Here is a 14,256-nt window from a genome sequence, read left to right as displayed (position 1 = left end):
CGGCTTGACACCAGGCCGGATCGACAGGAAGACGGCGTGTGGCGGCGTGCCCGCGGGCCGGGGCCATGATCGTCCGGGACAAGTGAGAAGATGCCGCCTTATCCGGCGGAGTCAATACGATCAAGGAGCATTCAGTGGCTGATGGCAGCGGCCCCTACGACATCGTCGTCCTAGGTGGCGGTAGCGGTGGATACGCCTGTGCCCTGCGGGCGGCCGAGCTCGGCATGAACGTCGTCCTCATCGAGAAGGACAAGGTCGGGGGCACCTGCCTGCACCGCGGCTGCATTCCCACGAAGGCGCTGCTGCACGCGGCCGAGCTGGCCGACCAGGCCCGCGAGGGCGAGTCGTTCGGCGTGCGCACCCGGCTGGAGGGCATCGACGTCCCCGGCGTCCACGCGTACAAGGACAAGGTGATCGGGGGCCTCTACAAGGGCCTCGCCGGGCTCATCAAGAGCAAGAAGATCACCGTGGTCGAGGGCGAGGGCCGCCTGGCCGGTCCGGGCCGCGTGGCGGTCGGCGACCAGGTGTACGAGGGCCGCAACGTCGTGCTGGCGACCGGCTCGGTGCCGAAGTCGCTGCCCGGCCTCGACATCGACGGCGAGAAGGTGATCAGCAGCGACCACGCGCTGGTCCTGGACCGGGTGCCGTCCTCGGTGGTCATCCTGGGCGGCGGCGTCATCGGCGTCGAGTTCGCCAGCGTGTGGCGTTCGTTCGGGGCCGAGGTCACGATCGTCGAGGCGCTGCCGCACCTGCTGCCGCTGGAGGACGAGTCGAGCTCCAAGCTGCTGGAGCGCGCCTTCCGCCGCCGGGGCATCAAGTACGAGCTGGGCGCCCGGTTCGAGAGCGTCAAGACCACCGGCACCGGGGTCGTCGTCTCCCTGGAGAACGGCAAGACCCTCGACGCCGAGATCATGCTCGTCGCGGTCGGCCGCGGCCCGGTCTCGGCCGGCCTCGGCTACGAGGAGAACGGCGTCTCGATGGAGCGCGGCTATGTGCTCGTCAACGAGTTCTGCCAGACCAGCGTGCCGGGCGTGTACGCCGTGGGCGACCTGATCCCCACGCTGCAACTCGCCCACGTCGGCTTCGCCGAGGGCATCCTGGTCGCCGAGCACATCGCCGGGCTGGGCCCGGTCCCGATCGACTACGACGGCGTCCCGCGCATCACCTACTCCGAGCCCGAGGTCGCGTCGGTCGGCATCGGCACGTCGGTCGCCCGTGAGCGCGGCCACGACGTCGTCGAGCTGAGCTACAACCTCGCGGGGAACGGCCGGAGCAAGATCCTGCAGACCCAGGGCGAGGTCAAGGTCGTCGCCGAGCGCGACGGCCGGGTGCTCGGTGTCCACATGGTCGGCAGCCGGGTGGGCGAGCTGATCGCGGAAGCCCAGCTGATCTTCAACTGGGAGGCCACGGCCACCGACGTCGCCCAGCTGATCCACCCGCACCCGACCCAGTCCGAGGCCCTCGGCGAGGCGATGCTGGCCCTGGCCGGCAAGCCGCTGCACGTCCACAACTGAAGCCCTCCTAGCGAACGCGAGAGAAGAAACCATGCCGGTCTCCGTAACCATGCCCCAGCTCGGCGAGAGCGTTACCGAGGGCACCGTCACCCGCTGGCTGAAGAAGGAAGGCGAGCGCGTCGAGGCCGACGAGCCGCTGCTCGAGGTGTCGACGGACAAGGTCGACACCGAGATCCCTTCGCCGTCCGCCGGTTACCTGACCAAGATCATCGTGGCCGAGGACGAGACCGTCGAGGTCGGCGCCGAGCTCGCGCTGATCGACTCGGAGGCGGGCGCCGCTCCGGCCGCCGCCGAGGCCGCGCCGGCCGCGCCCGAGCCGGCCCCGCAGCCCGAACCCGAGCCTGAGCCGCAGCCCGCGCCGCAGGCCGCCGCGCCCGAGCCCGCTCCCGCGCCGATCTCCTCGATCCCGCAGCCCGCGCCCGCCGTGGTCACGCCGCAGCCGGCCCCGCAGGCCCAGCCCGCCCCGCAGCAGCAGGCCCAGCCGGCTCCGCAGCCGCAGGCCCAGCCGGAGCAGCCCGCTCCGGCGGCCGAGCCGACCCCGCTGCCGTCGTCCGGTGAGAGCCCGTACGTCACGCCGCTGGTCCGCAAGCTCGCCGCCGAGCACGGCGTCGACCTCGACGCGCTGACCGGCACCGGCGTCGGCGGCCGGATCCGCAAGCAGGACGTGATCGAGGCCGCCCGCGTCCAGCGCGAGCAGGCCGCCGCCGCCCCGGCAGCCCCCGCCGCCCCGCAGGCGGCGCCCGCCGAGGCCCCCGCCGCTCCGGCCGCCGCGCCCGCCGCGTCGGAGGTGCGGGTGGACACCACCCTGCGCGGCCGCACCGAGAAGATGTCGCGCCTGCGGCAGACCATCGCCAAGCGCATGGTGGAGTCGCTGCAGGTCTCGGCCCAGCTCACCACCGTGGTCGAGGTCGACGTCACCCGCATCGCCCGCCTGCGCGACCAGGCCAAGGGCGAGTTCCTGCGGCGCGAGGGCGTCAAGCTGTCGTTCATGCCGTTCTTCGCGATCGCCGCGATCGAGGCGCTCAAGCAGCACCCGAAGCTGAACGCCACGATCAACAGCGAGACCAACGAGGTCACCTACTTCGACGTCGAGCACCTCGGCTTCGCGACCGACACCGAGCGCGGCCTGCTCGTCCCGGTGATCAAGAACGCCGGCGACCTCAACATCGCCGGGCTCGCCCGTAAGATCGCCGACCTCGCCGAGCGCACCCGCACCAACAAGGTGAGCCCGGACGAGATCACCGGCGGCACGTTCACGCTGACCAACACCGGCAGCCGGGGCGCGCTGTTCGACACGCCGATTCTCAACCAGCCGCAGGTCGGCATGCTGGGCACCGGCGCGGTCGTCAAGCGCCCGGTCGTCGTGGACACCCCGGAGGGCGAGGTCATCGCGGTCCGCTCGATGGTGTACCTCGCGCTGAGCTACGACCACCGCCTGGTCGACGGCGCCGACGCCGCCCGCTTCCTCACGACGATCAAGCGTCGTCTGGAGGAGGGCCGCTTCGAGGCCCAGCTCGGCCTGGCCTAGTCGGGAAGCCAGGCCCGGGACTGTCGCCGGGCGCGGAGCCGGCGCGTAGCCGCACCGCGCCGGGCCGTACCGATCCTGGCGTGACCGTGAAGCCGCTCCGCATCCCGCGGGGCGGCTTCCGGCGTATAAGGGGCTGTGGAGACGATGACGACTGTGGTGACCGGTGCGTCCGGTCTGCTCGGCTCGGCCCTGGTGAGCTCGCTGCGGGACGACGGGCACGAGGTGCGCCGCCTGGTACGGCGCGAGCCCGCTGCGCCCGACGAGCGCTTCTGGGACCCTGCGGGCGGGGTGCTCGACCCGGCGGCCCTGGAGGGCGCCGACACCGTCGTCCACCTCGCCGGGGCGGGGATCGGCGACCGCCGGTGGTCGGACGCGTACAAGCGGGAGCTGGTGGAGAGCCGGGTCTCCGGCACGCGGACGCTCTCCGAGGCGCTGGCCCGCGCGGACGGCGGGCCGCGTGTCCTGCTGTCCTCCTCGGCGATCGGCTTCTACGGCGACACGGGTGACCGGGCGGTGGACGAGTCCGCCCCGCCGGGGAAGGGCTTCCTGGCCGACCTTGTGCGTGCCTGGGAGGACGCCACGGTCCCCGCCGCGGAGGCGGGCCTCCGGGTGGCGCGGATGCGCACCGGCGTGGTGCTCAGCGGCCGGGGCGGCGCGCTCGCCCGGATGCTGCCGATCTTCAAGATGGGCGCGGGGGCCGTCCTCGGCAGCGGCAGGCAGTACGTGTCGTGGATCTCGCTGCCCGACTGGGTGGACGCGGTCCGCTTCCTGCTCTCCCGCGAGGACCTGTCCGGGCCGGTCAACCTGACCGCGCCCGAACCGGTGACGAACGCCGACTACACCGCCGCCCTCGCGAAGGCGCTGAAGCGCCCGGTGATGCCGGTCCCGGCCCCGCGCCTCGCGCTGCGCCTGGCGCTCGGCGAGTTCGCCGACGAGGCCCTGCTCGCGGGCCAGCGGGTGCTCCCCCGGCGGCTCCTCGACGCAGGTCACCGGTTCGCCCATCCCGCCATCGGCGACGCCCTGGCCGCCGTACTCTGAAGAGTCAGTCGATCCGGACACGGAAGTGGTGGGGCATGAGCCGCATCGGGCAGTCGCACATCGTCGCCATCGGGGGCGGCTCGTTCCGGCAGTCGGAGCGGTACGGGTTCATCGAGCCGACCGCGCTGCTGCGTTACGTCCTCGACCTGACCGGGCAGGACCGGCCCAAGCTCGGGCTGCTCGCCACCGCCACGGGCGACGACGCCGACTGGCTGCTGAAGATGTACGGCGCGTTCGCCCGCTGGGACGTCGAGGTCAGCCACCTGACGGTGTTCCCGATGCCCAACGTCGCCGACCCCCGCGAGTGGATCCTGGAGCAGGACGCGATCTACGTGAGCGGCGGCAGCGTCGCCAACCTCGCCGCGCTGTGGCGGTTGCACGGCCTCGACGAGGCGTTCGCCGAGGCCTGGCGCGCGGGCGTGGTGCTGTCCGGGCAGAGCGCCGGGGCGCTGTGCTGGCACGTCGGGGGCAACACCGACTCGTTCGGGCCGAGGCTGCGGCCCTGGTCCGAGGGCCTGGCCCTGCTGCCGTACTCCTGCGGCGTCCACTACAACTCCGACCCGCAGCGCCGGGCGCTGCTGCACGAGTCGGTCGCCTCCGGCGAGCTGCCGGAGGGGTACGCCGCCGACGAGGGCGTGGCGCTGCACTACGTCGGCACCGAGTTCATCCAGGCCGTGACCATCGATCCCCGGGGGTACGCCTACCGGATCGAGCGCGACGGGCCCGCCGTCAAGGAGCTGCGGGTCGAGCCCCGGCTGCTGACCTCCACTACCCTGTCCTCGTGAAGGGCTTGGCCATCGTCCGCCTTGGAGTGGACGTTCCGTACGAGCAGGTCTGGGCCCTGCAGCGGCGGTTGCACGCCCGTCGCGCGGCCGGCGAGATCTCCGACCTGTGCCTGATGCTGGAGCACGCCCCCGTCTACACCGCGGGCAAGCGGACCCTGCCGCACGAGCGGCCGGCCGACGGCACCCCCGTCATCGACGTGGACCGGGGCGGGAAGCTCGCCTGGCACGGCCCGGGCCAGCTCGTCTGCTATCCGATCATCCGGATCACCGACGTCGTCTCCTACCTGCGGCTGCTGGAGGAGGTCCTGATGCAGGTCTGCGCCGACTTCGGGCTGGCCGCGCGGCGGGTCGAGGGGCGCGGCGGGTTGTGGGTGCCCGGCGACCCGTCCCACGGGCTGCCCGACCGCAGGCTCGGCACGATCGGGATCCGGGTCGCCGGCGGGGTGACCATGCACGGCTTCGCGCTCAACTGCGTCAACGACCTGAGCTGGTACAACCGCATCACCGGTGACCTCACCGGCGACGACGCGGGGGTCACCTCGCTGTCGGCGGAGACCGGCAGGCGCATCACGGTCGACGAGGTCATCCCCTTCGCCGGCAAGCGCCTCGCCGAGGCGCTCGGCGAGGAGCCGTACGACCTGTACGAGGAGGACCTGGGCGAGGCGGGCGAGGTCGGGCCGGGTAATAAGCTGGACTGGTGACGGTCGCTCCGGAAGGTCGAAAGCTCCTCCGCCTGGAGGTGCGCAACAGTCAGGTCCCCATCGAGAAGAAGCCGCCGTGGATCAAGACGCGGCTGCGCAACGGCCCGAACTTCACCGAGATCAAATCGCTGGTGAAGGGCGCGGGGCTGCACACCGTGTGCCAGGAGGCGGGCTGCCCCAACATCTCCGAGTGCTGGGAGGACCGCGAGGCCACCTTCCTCATCGGGGGTGACCAGTGCACCCGGCGCTGCGACTTCTGCCAGATCGACACCGGCAAGCCCGCGGAGTACGACAGGGACGAGCCGCGCCGCGTCGCCGAGTCGGTCCTCCAGATGGGCCTGCGCTACGCCACGGTGACCGGCGTCGCCCGCGACGACCTGCCCGACGGCGGCTCCTGGCTGTACGCCGAGACCGCCCGGCAGATCCACGAGATGGTCCCGGGCTGCGGCGTCGAACTGCTGGCGCCCGACTTCAACGGCGACCGCGACCAGCTGGAGGAGGTCTTCTCCGCCCGGCCCGAGGTCTTCGCGCACAACATCGAGACCGTGCCGCGGATCTTCAAGCGGATCCGCCCGGCGTTCCGCTACGAGCGGTCGCTCGCGGTGATCACCATGGCCCGCGAGGCGGGGCTGGTCACCAAGTCGAACCTCATCCTCGGCATGGGAGAGGAGCGCGAGGAGATCGTCCAGGCGCTGCGCGACCTCCACGAGGCCGGATGCGACCTGGTGACGATCACGCAGTACCTGCGGCCCACCCCGCGCCACCACCCCGTGGACCGCTGGGTCAAGCCCGAGGAGTTCGTCGAGCTGCAGCACGTGGCCGAGGAGATCGGCTTCGCCGGCGTCATGTCCGGCCCGCTGGTCCGCTCGTCCTACCGGGCCGGGCGGCTCTACCAGCAGGCGATCGCCGCCCGTGCGTGAGTCTCGTTTTCATTAAGTCAGCTCGGCGTTTGTATCCTTCAGGACATGGCCAAAGACGCAGCGGCTCCGGGACGCCTCAAGCAGATCCGGATGGTCGCACAGATCATTCAACAGGCGAATCCGAAGGGCATGCCGATCGTCTACGCGTCGGCAGCCGGGACACTCGCCCTGTTCGTCGTCATCGGCGTGATCTTCGGCTGGACGTGGATCGTCTTCGGCGTCTTCGCCGCCATCCTCGTGGGCATGTTCGTCTTCAGCCGCTACGCGCAGAAGTCGCAGTACTCCATGCTGCACGGCCAGCCGGGCGCGTCGTACGCGATCCTGCAGAGCCTGCGCGGCACGTGGTACGTCGAGGAGAAGCCGGTCGCGGTCAACCGCGACCAGGACATGGTCTTCCGGGTGGTCGGCTTCCCGGGGGTCATCCTGGTCTCCGAGGGCCCGCCGAACCGGGTCCAGCGGATGCTCGTCGCGGAGAAGAAGCGCGTGCAGCGGGTCGCGATCGACGTGCCGGTCTACGACATCCAGTGCGGTGACGCCGACGGCCAGGTCCCCCTGGCCAAGCTCCAGCGGCACATGATGAAGCTGCCCCGCAACCTGAAGAAGGGCGCGGTGTCTGAGGTCAACAACCGGATGCGCGCGCTCACCCCCGCCGTGCCGATGCCCAAGGGGCCGATTCCCAAGGGCATGCGCATGCCGCGCGGCCCGAAGATGCGCTGACGAGAACCGTCCGGAAGACGACGACACGTGGACGTCGGACGGCGGCCGGTCTCCCGGTCGCAGACCTCCCGGGCCAACCGGGGCTGGTGGGACGGCGCGGCCGACGACTACCAGGCCGAGCACGGCGGGTTCCTGCGCGACGACGGCTTCGTCTGGTGCCCCGAGGGGCTCGACGAGGCCGGCGCGCGCCTGCTGGGCGAGGTCACCGGCCGCCGGATCCTGGAGATCGGGTGCGGGGCCGGGCAGTGCGGCCGGTGGCTGCTCGGGCAGGGCGCGACGGTCGTCGGCGCCGACCTGTCCCACCGGCAGTTGCAGCACTCCCGGCGCATCGACATGGCGGCCGGGGTGCGGCTGCCCGTCGTGCAGGCCGACGCCGAGACACTGCCGTTCGCGGACCGCTCGTTCGACCTCGCGTGCTCCGCCTACGGCGCGCTGCCGTTCGTCGCGGACGCCGCGGCGGTGCTGGCCGAGGTGCGCCGGGTGCTGCGTCCCGGCGGCCGGTTCGTGTTCTCCGTCAGCCACCCCGTCCGGTGGGCGTTTCCCGACGATCCCGGGCCGCGCGGCCTGACCGCCGACCGCCCCTACTTCGACCGGTCGCCGTACGTCGAGTACTCCGACGAGGGCGAGCCGTCGTACGTGGAGCACCACCGGACGCTGGGCGACTGGGTCGGCCTGATCACCGGCGCCGGCCTGACCCTGACCGGCCTGACCGAGCCGGAGTGGCCGCCCGGCCACGACCGCGCCTGGGGCGGCTGGAGCCCGCTGCGCGGACGCCTGCTGCCCGGCACGGCGATCTTCCACTGCACCGCCCCCTTCTAAGCACCGGGTAGAGCACCGGGCCCCTCTAGAGCCCCGCGCCGTGAGCGCGGCTGGTCAGAGGAAGTACCGCAGCCAGACGTAGCCCCAGGCCATCGTGATGCTCAGCAGGGTGACCAGGATGCCGTACCTGGTGAACTGCCAGAAGCCGATGCGGTGGCCGGTCCGGGCGGCGATGCCGACGGCCACGACGTTGGCGCTCGCCGCCACCGCGGTGCCGTTGCCGCTGAAGTCGGCCCCCAGAGCGAAGGACCACCACAGCGCCTGGCCCGTCTGCGCGTCCGGCGCCTGGGCGACCATCTCCTCCACGACCGGCACCATCGTGGCGACGTAGGGGATGTTGTCGAAGAACGCGCCCAGCACCCCGGAGCCGAACAGCAGCGCCGTGGCCGCGAGGAAGTAGTCGTCGCCGAGCGCGCCGACCGCCCAGCCGCCGATCGTCGCGATGACGCCGGTGTGCACGAGCCCGGCGACCATGACGAACAGGCCCATGAAGAAGACCAGCGTGGTCCACTCGACCTCGCGCAGGACCTCCGGCACGTCGGCGCGGGACACCAGCAGCATCACCCCGGCGCCCACCAGGGCGACGATCGACGGTTCCACGTGCACCACGGCGTGCAGGCAGAACCCGGCGACGACCCCGGCGAGCACGATCAGGCACCGTACGAGCAGGCGGGGGTCGGTGATGGCCCGCCGTTCCTGCAGCGCCATCACCGCGGCCACCCGCTCGGGGTCGTAGTGGAACGACCTGCGGAAGAGCACGCGGGTGAGCAGCACGAACACCACGAAGACGACGACCACGATCGGCGCCATGTGGGCGAGGAAGTCGTTGAAGGTCAGCCCGGCGCGGCTGCCGATGATGATGTTGGGGGGATCGCCGATGAGCGTCGCCGCGCCGCCGATGTTGGACGCCAGGACCTCGGCGATCAGGTACGGCTGGGCCGGGATGCGGAGCCGGTCGCAGACGACCACGGTGACCGGCGCGACGAGCATGATCGTGGTGACGTTGTCCAGGAACGGCGAGGCGACGGCAGTGATGATCATCAGCATGACCATCAGCCGGTAGGGCCTGCCCTGGGATCTCTTCGCCGCCCAGATGGCGAGGTAGTCGAAGACGCCCGTCTGCTTGACGACGCCAACGATGATCATCATGCCGAGCAGCAGGAAGATGACGTTCCAGTCGATGCCGGCGGTCTCGGAGAAGAACACGTCGTCGCCGGGGATCAGCCCCAGGACGGCCATCGCGCCGGCGGCGACGAGGACCACCTTGACCTTGTGCACCTTCTCCGACGCGATGAGGGCGAACGCCGCCAGGAAGATCGAGAAAGAGGCGACGGCGCTCACGTACGGCGCCCCGGGGGTCCGGCGAGGCGGGCGCGGCGTGCGTGGTCGGCGGAGGTCCGGCACGGTGTCCCGGCGGGAGGGCGCGACGAGGACGGCGACGGCAGGGCGAAGCGGTGGATGACGGAACCTCCGGAACAGGGACGTGCCGCACGGCACGACCACGAAAGCGGGAAGGGACGTGACGGCAGGAAGCAAGGTGACGGGAAAGCGCGCGGAAGGCGGGATGGCGACGCGGCTGGGCGACGTGACAGCCGGGAAAGGCGGGGGCGGCCCCCGCGGCCCGGGGGCACCGGCGGCCGCGGGGGCCTGGGGGCGCCGGCGGACCGGGACTCCGGCGGACCGGGGCTCCGGCGGTCGCGGCGGCCCGCTCGTGGCGGTCAGTCGCCCGGCGGGACGAGGGCCAGGCTGGTGAGCAGCCGCTCCAGCGTGATCGCCCCGGCCAGTGCGCCGTCGCGCTCGACGACCGCGACGATGGGGCTGCGCAGCCGGGTCATGAGGGCGGCCACTTCGAGCAGGGTCGCGTCGAGGGGCACCGTCACCGGCCTGGGCGGCTGGGGCGGCAGGCAGTCTCCCACCGTGATGCCGGCCAGTTCGTGCCAGAAGCGGTCGGCGTGGGCCTCGTCGATCGCCCGGGCGAGCACCGCGTCCTCCTGGTAGGCCCCGGGCACCGTGAGACGCAGCACCTGCGTGCCGGGCAGCACCCAGCTCGGCCGTCTCCGGTCGTCCACCACGATCAGGCCCGGCATCCGGTTCAGCACCATGATCCGTACGGCCCGGGAGACGGGGTCGTGGACGGTCACCGTCGGCAGGTTCACGACGACTTCGCGCGCTTGCATCAGGTCATCACATCGATCGGGGAGACGGAGGTTCCTTGCCATGGTCATCGGGCCGCCTTGGTGCACGCCGCCTTGGTGAACTCGGTGAATCGGCGTTCGAGATGGGCGAGCCGGTCGAGGACGGGCCTGCTGTGCAGGATGTCCGCGAGCTGGTCGGCCTCGCACTGCTCCAGGCTGATCGCCTGCAGCACCGTGTCGGGCTCCGCGGGGTCGTAGAAGAGGAGTCGCCGGCGGCCGGACTTCTCGACGAGCACCCCGAAGCGCCGGCCGTCGCGGGTGACGCACTGGTGCACGGTGGCGACGCCGGGCAGGGTGGCGCTGGTCACGTCCATCTCGGATACCTCCCGTCCGTCGTTCCTGCTGTTCCAGTCTTCGGAACGGCACCGCCGAGGACCATCGGGTCCGGCACCCATATCAGGAGAGGTATGACATGTAGGGACCCCCACGAGATGGGGCGCACCCCGCATGGACACCCGCGTACGACGACGAGCAGGCTGGGAGACGTGAACGAGCGCACAGACCGGCACGACGACCGGCGCACCGGCCGTCCGCCGGCGGCGCCGCGGCCGCGGCACCCGGCCCGGGCCCTGTTCTGGCGGCTGTTCGTGATCAACGGACTGGTCTTCACCGCCGGGACGCTGGTGCTCGCGCTCTCCCCCGCCACGGTGTCCTCACCGGTCCTGCTCACCGAGCTACCGGTCCTGACCGTGGGGCTGGCCCTGATCATCACGGCCAACGCGTTGCTGATCCGCAGGAGCCTCGCCCCGCTCGACGCGCTCACCACCCTCATGCGGCGGGTCGACCTGCTGCGGGCGGGCGACCGGCTGACCGACAGCGGAAACGGCGACCTCGCCCAGCTCATCGGCACGTTCAACGAGATGCTCGAACGGCTCGAAGCCGAGCGCAGCGCGAGCAGCGCGCACGCGCTGGCCGCGCAGGAGGGCGAACGGCGGCGGATCGCGCGGGAACTGCACGACGAGATCGGCCAGAGCCTCACCGTGGCGCTTCTGGAGCTCAAGCGCGTCGTGGACCGCGCGCCCGAGGAGCTCCGGGGGGAGCTGTGCTCCGCGCAGGAGACGGTGCGGGCCAGCCTGGACGAGGTGCGGCAGGTCGCCAGGCGGCTGCGGCCGGGTGTCCTCGACGACCTCGGCCTGCACAGCGCGCTGAGCGCGCTCGGCAGCGACTTCTCCCAGGCGAGCGGGATCCGGATCACCCGCGACGTCGACCCGCGGCTGCCCGCGCTCAGCGAGGAGGTCGAGCTCGTCCTCTACCGGATCGCGCAGGAAGGGCTGACGAACGTGGCCAGGCACTCCCGCGCCCGGCAGGTCGAGCTGTCGCTGACCGAGGAGGACGGGCGGCTCATCCTGCGCATCGCCGACGACGGGTGCGGGGGCGCCCAGACCGAGGGCGCCGGCATCCGCGGGATGCGCGAGCGCGCCCTGCTCATCGGCGCCCGGCTGACCGTCGACTCCCCGCCCGGCGGCGGCACGGACGTGCGTCTCGTCGTCCCCCCGGGCTCGACGTCCCCTCCCGTCTCGTCGTCCCGTCCGGTGTCGTCGTCCCCCCACACGTGGTGAAGGAGAGCTGAGCGGTGGAGAGCACCAGGACCCGCATCCTGCTGGCGGACGACCACGCGCTGGTCCGGCGCGGACTGCGGCTGATCCTCGACGCCGAGCCCGACCTCACGGTGGTCGCGGAGGCCTCCGACGGCGCCGAGGCGGTCGAGGCCGCCCGCTCGGAGGCGGTCGACCTCGCCATCCTGGACATCGCGATGCCCCGCATGACCGGGATCCAGGCCGCACGCGAGATCTCCCGGCGCACCCCCGGCATCCGCATCCTGATCCTGTCGATGTACGACAACGAGCAGTACCTCTTCGAGGCGCTCAAGGCCGGTGCGTCGGGCTACGTGCTCAAGTCGGTCGCCGACCAGGACCTGCTGGAGGCCTGCCGGGCGGCGATGCGCGGAGAGCCCTTCCTCTACCCCGGCGCGGTCACCGCCCTCATCCGCGACTACCTCCAGCGCGCCCGGCAGGGCGAGCGGGTGCCGGACAGCATCCTGACGCCCCGCGAGGAGGAGATCGTCAAGCTCATCGCCGAGGGCAACTCCGCCAAGGAGATCGCGGAGACGCTCTACATCAGCGCGAAGACCGTCGACCGGCACCGCGCGAACATCCTGCAGAAGCTCGGCATGCGCGACCGGCTCGACCTGACCCGCTACGCCATCCGGGCCGGCCTCGTCGAACCGTGACCAACCGTGACCACAGGCCGCGTTGTTCCCGTACAGACCGTCAGAGGTTGACGACCACCGTGCCGGACGCGCGGTCGTGCAGGCCGCGCCGGTCGCGGTCCCAGATCAGGGCAGGTACGGCGAGGCACAGCAGGAACGTGCGGATCAGCACGCCGAGGAAGCGCGGCCGCCCGCCGTCGAGCCCGGCCACGCGGATGCCGAACAGCCGCATTCCCAGGGTCATCCCGATCGTGCCGACCAGCAGGACGTACTCCGCGGCGAACACGCCGAGGCCGACCGCGCCGACGTCGGCGCCGCGGGCGCGCAGCAGACCACCGGCGATGGCCCAGGTGCACAGGAGCCAGTCGACGACGACCGCGCCGAGCCTGCGCCCCCAGCCCGCGACCGCGCCGGGGCCGTGCTCGGGCAGGCCGAGCCGCTCACCGGGGTAGCCGAGGTCGATGCCGGCGGCGCGGGTGCCGCCGAGCCAGGTCTGCGTCCAACGCGGCTGCCGGTCACTCATGGTTCACCAGCGTATCGGGGAGGGTCACCGCCCTGGCGTGCGGCCGCGAAGCCGTCCATGATGGGGCAGGTCGGTCCCATCAAATGCCCTGTATGGTGGGCCGTTTACGACTTAGGCGTTTGGAGGGAACCGTGCGGCCGGCGGACCCCGATGACATCGACGCGCGTTTCGAGGCGCTGGTCGCGCAGTTCGACGAGGACGAGATCCGTAGCATGATCACGGCGGCGGAGCGGGACCCGCTCACCCGCCGGGTGCGGCGGCGCCGCCTGCCGGCCGTGCTGGTGGCGATCGCCGCCGCCGTCCTGGTCGTGGGGCTCGTCGTCACCGTACGGCCCGACGCCCTGGAGCGGCTGGGCGTCGGCGGCACGGCGCCCGGCGACGACGACCGGTTCGTCACCGGCGCGGTGGTCGCCCGGCCCGGCCCGGTGCTGACGCCGATCCCCGACGGCGAGGAGGGCCTCGCCGACCTCGACCCGGCGCCCGCCGGTCCGTTCACGGGCACCCCGGCCGCCGGGTTCGCCGACGGCGAGGAGGGGCTGGTCATGCCGCCGGCGCGGAAGCTGGGCGGGCTCACGGAGGACGAGGTCGGCCGCGCGCTGCTGCGGGTGCGGCGGCTGCTGTCGGCCGCGCACCTCGACCCCGCGACGGTCCGCGGCGGACGGCCGGACCGGTTCGCCGGCCTGCTGCACCCCCGGCAGCGCGAGACGTTCCTGAGCGGCCTGGACGAGAGCGGCCCGTCCGGCACCCGCTCGTGGGTGTTCAGCCTCGCGCCCGGCGCCGCCGAGCCGGCCGGGAACGTCGTGAAGGTCTCCGGGGCGACGACGGTCGGCGCGCGGACCGGCGGAGGCGTCAGGATCGAGGCCGACTACCTGTTCGTCCATCCGGTCACCCGGCCCGGTGACTCCCTGACCGTGACGAGGGTGGTCGAGCACCACAGGAGCGAGTTCGCCGCCTACCGGGAGGGCGGGAAGCTGGTCGTCTGGCTGGACGGCGACCGGTCGGCGCTGTTCGGCGCGAGCTGCGACACGGGCGACGGGTTCGTCCATCCGTACTTCCCCGGCGACCCGCGCGAGGCGCGGCCCTCCGGCGAGCCCGTCAACCCGTACGACCGCGCCTCCGCGGTCGCGCGGCGACCGGCATGTCCGGCCGCGTATGCCACCTGACCTGCGAGAAGGCCGTACGATGGAGGCCGGGGACGAGCGAGGCCGGTGTTAACGCGGCGGCCGCCCGGGTAGCGCTTTCCCTTAACACGCGCGAAACAATCGAGACATGGGGCGGAAACGGCATCGGCCTATTTTCGGGTTGCG

The 14,256-nt window shown here is 72.2% G+C and carries 15 protein-coding genes; 11 read left to right on the top strand and 4 right to left on the bottom strand.

Annotated features, from left to right (window positions below; all coding sequences use genetic code 11):
• Positions 1–134: 134 nt before the first annotated feature.
• The 8 genes from lpdA to Mam01_RS01030 all read left to right on the top strand — a co-directional run bounded on the left by lpdA (position 135) and on the right by Mam01_RS01030 (position 8,022).
• Positions 135–1,514: a dihydrolipoyl dehydrogenase gene (gene lpdA, locus Mam01_RS01065; protein ID WP_150932948.1), complete on the top strand. Its 1,380-nt coding sequence runs from the start codon at positions 135–137 to the stop codon at positions 1,512–1,514.
• A gap of 31 nt (positions 1,515–1,545) precedes the next feature.
• The gene (gene sucB / locus Mam01_RS01060) at positions 1,546–3,042 is read left to right on the top strand and encodes a 2-oxoglutarate dehydrogenase, E2 component, dihydrolipoamide succinyltransferase (RefSeq protein WP_204283437.1); all 1,497 of its coding nucleotides are present in this window, start codon (positions 1,546–1,548) and stop codon (positions 3,040–3,042) included.
• Between the two features lie 144 nt (positions 3,043–3,186).
• The gene (locus Mam01_RS01055; protein ID WP_204283435.1) at positions 3,187–4,080 is read left to right on the top strand and encodes a TIGR01777 family oxidoreductase; all 894 of its coding nucleotides are present in this window, start codon (positions 3,187–3,189) and stop codon (positions 4,078–4,080) included.
• Between the two features lie 35 nt (positions 4,081–4,115).
• Entirely contained in the window at positions 4,116–4,865 is a 750-nt protein-coding gene (locus Mam01_RS01050; protein ID WP_204283433.1) for a Type 1 glutamine amidotransferase-like domain-containing protein, read from the top strand.
• Positions 4,862–5,566 carry a lipoyl(octanoyl) transferase LipB gene (gene lipB, locus Mam01_RS01045; RefSeq protein ID WP_204283432.1) on the top strand — a complete coding sequence of 235 codons (705 nt, stop codon included), beginning with the start codon at positions 4,862–4,864 and terminating at the stop codon, positions 5,564–5,566. The genes Mam01_RS01050 and lipB overlap by 4 nt, the downstream gene beginning before the upstream one ends.
• Complete coding sequence (gene lipA / locus Mam01_RS01040) at positions 5,563–6,486, top strand: lipoyl synthase (RefSeq protein WP_204283430.1); 924 nt, start codon at positions 5,563–5,565, stop codon at positions 6,484–6,486. Before lipB ends, lipA begins: the two co-directional genes overlap by 4 nt.
• A 45-nt stretch (positions 6,487–6,531) precedes the next feature.
• Entirely contained in the window at positions 6,532–7,203 is a 672-nt protein-coding gene (locus Mam01_RS01035; protein WP_204283428.1) for a DUF4191 domain-containing protein, read from the top strand.
• Positions 7,204–7,230: 27 nt separating this feature from the next.
• Positions 7,231–8,022 (top strand): class I SAM-dependent methyltransferase, encoded by a 792-nt coding sequence (locus tag Mam01_RS01030; protein WP_204283426.1) that lies wholly within the window; start codon positions 7,231–7,233, stop codon positions 8,020–8,022.
• Positions 8,023–8,076: 54 nt separating this feature from the next.
• On the opposite strand, the gene Mam01_RS01025 is transcribed toward Mam01_RS01030, so the two are convergent.
• From Mam01_RS01025 to Mam01_RS01015, 3 genes are all read right to left on the bottom strand, one after another.
• The gene (locus tag Mam01_RS01025) at positions 8,077–9,363 is read right to left on the bottom strand and encodes an ArsB/NhaD family transporter (RefSeq protein ID WP_204283424.1); all 1,287 of its coding nucleotides are present in this window, start codon (positions 9,361–9,363) and stop codon (positions 8,077–8,079) included.
• 377 nt (positions 9,364–9,740) lie between these two features.
• On the bottom strand, positions 9,741–10,199 hold the full coding sequence (locus Mam01_RS01020; RefSeq protein ID WP_204283422.1) for a CBS domain-containing protein: 459 nt from the start codon (positions 10,197–10,199) through the stop codon (positions 9,741–9,743).
• A gap of 44 nt (positions 10,200–10,243) precedes the next feature.
• Entirely contained in the window at positions 10,244–10,531 is a 288-nt protein-coding gene (locus tag Mam01_RS01015; protein ID WP_204283420.1) for a cation:proton antiporter regulatory subunit, read from the bottom strand.
• A 171-nt stretch (positions 10,532–10,702) separates the two neighbouring features.
• Here Mam01_RS01015 and Mam01_RS01010 point away from each other — a divergent pair, with 171 nt between their 5' ends.
• Positions 10,703–11,776: a HAMP domain-containing sensor histidine kinase gene (locus Mam01_RS01010; protein WP_239100928.1), complete on the top strand. Its 1,074-nt coding sequence runs from the start codon at positions 10,703–10,705 to the stop codon at positions 11,774–11,776.
• 14 nt (positions 11,777–11,790) lie between these two features.
• Entirely contained in the window at positions 11,791–12,447 is a 657-nt protein-coding gene (locus Mam01_RS01005) for a response regulator (RefSeq protein ID WP_204283416.1), read from the top strand.
• 40 nt (positions 12,448–12,487) lie between these two features.
• Here the strand turns inward: Mam01_RS01005 and Mam01_RS01000 are convergent, their stop codons facing one another.
• On the bottom strand, positions 12,488–12,949 hold the full coding sequence (locus Mam01_RS01000) for an RDD family protein (protein WP_150932935.1): 462 nt from the start codon (positions 12,947–12,949) through the stop codon (positions 12,488–12,490).
• Positions 12,950–13,080: 131 nt separating this feature from the next.
• On the opposite strand from Mam01_RS01000, the gene Mam01_RS00995 reads away from it, so the two are divergent.
• Positions 13,081–14,112, top strand: a complete 1,032-nt coding sequence (locus Mam01_RS00995; protein WP_204283414.1) for a hypothetical protein — start codon at positions 13,081–13,083, stop codon at positions 14,110–14,112.
• Positions 14,113–14,256 lie beyond the last annotated feature (144 nt).

This window comes from Microbispora amethystogenes (assembly GCF_016863015.1).
Lineage (GTDB): Bacteria > Actinomycetota > Actinomycetes > Streptosporangiales > Streptosporangiaceae > Microbispora > Microbispora amethystogenes.
Note: the sequence above shows the minus strand (reverse complement) of the source record. Positions and strands in the feature narration are given on the sequence as shown.

What these genes read in the sequence shown, in the direction of transcription:
- sucB (WP_204283437.1), top strand. Translation starts at nt 1,546, where the DNA reads ATGCCGGTCTCCGTAACCATGCCCCAGCTCGGCGAGAGCGTTACCGAG.
- Mam01_RS01055 (WP_204283435.1), top strand. Translation starts at nt 3,187, where the DNA reads ATGACGACTGTGGTGACCGGTGCGTCCGGTCTGCTCGGCTCGGCCCTG.
- Mam01_RS01050 (WP_204283433.1), top strand. Translation starts at nt 4,116, where the DNA reads ATGAGCCGCATCGGGCAGTCGCACATCGTCGCCATCGGGGGCGGCTCG.
- Mam01_RS01035 (WP_204283428.1), top strand. Translation starts at nt 6,532, where the DNA reads ATGGCCAAAGACGCAGCGGCTCCGGGACGCCTCAAGCAGATCCGGATG.
- Mam01_RS01020 (WP_204283422.1), bottom strand. Translation starts at nt 10,199, where the DNA reads ATGCAAGCGCGCGAAGTCGTCGTGAACCTGCCGACGGTGACCGTCCAC.
- Mam01_RS01015 (WP_204283420.1), bottom strand. Translation starts at nt 10,531, where the DNA reads ATGGACGTGACCAGCGCCACCCTGCCCGGCGTCGCCACCGTGCACCAG.
- Mam01_RS01000 (WP_150932935.1), bottom strand. Translation starts at nt 12,949, where the DNA reads ATGAGTGACCGGCAGCCGCGTTGGACGCAGACCTGGCTCGGCGGCACC.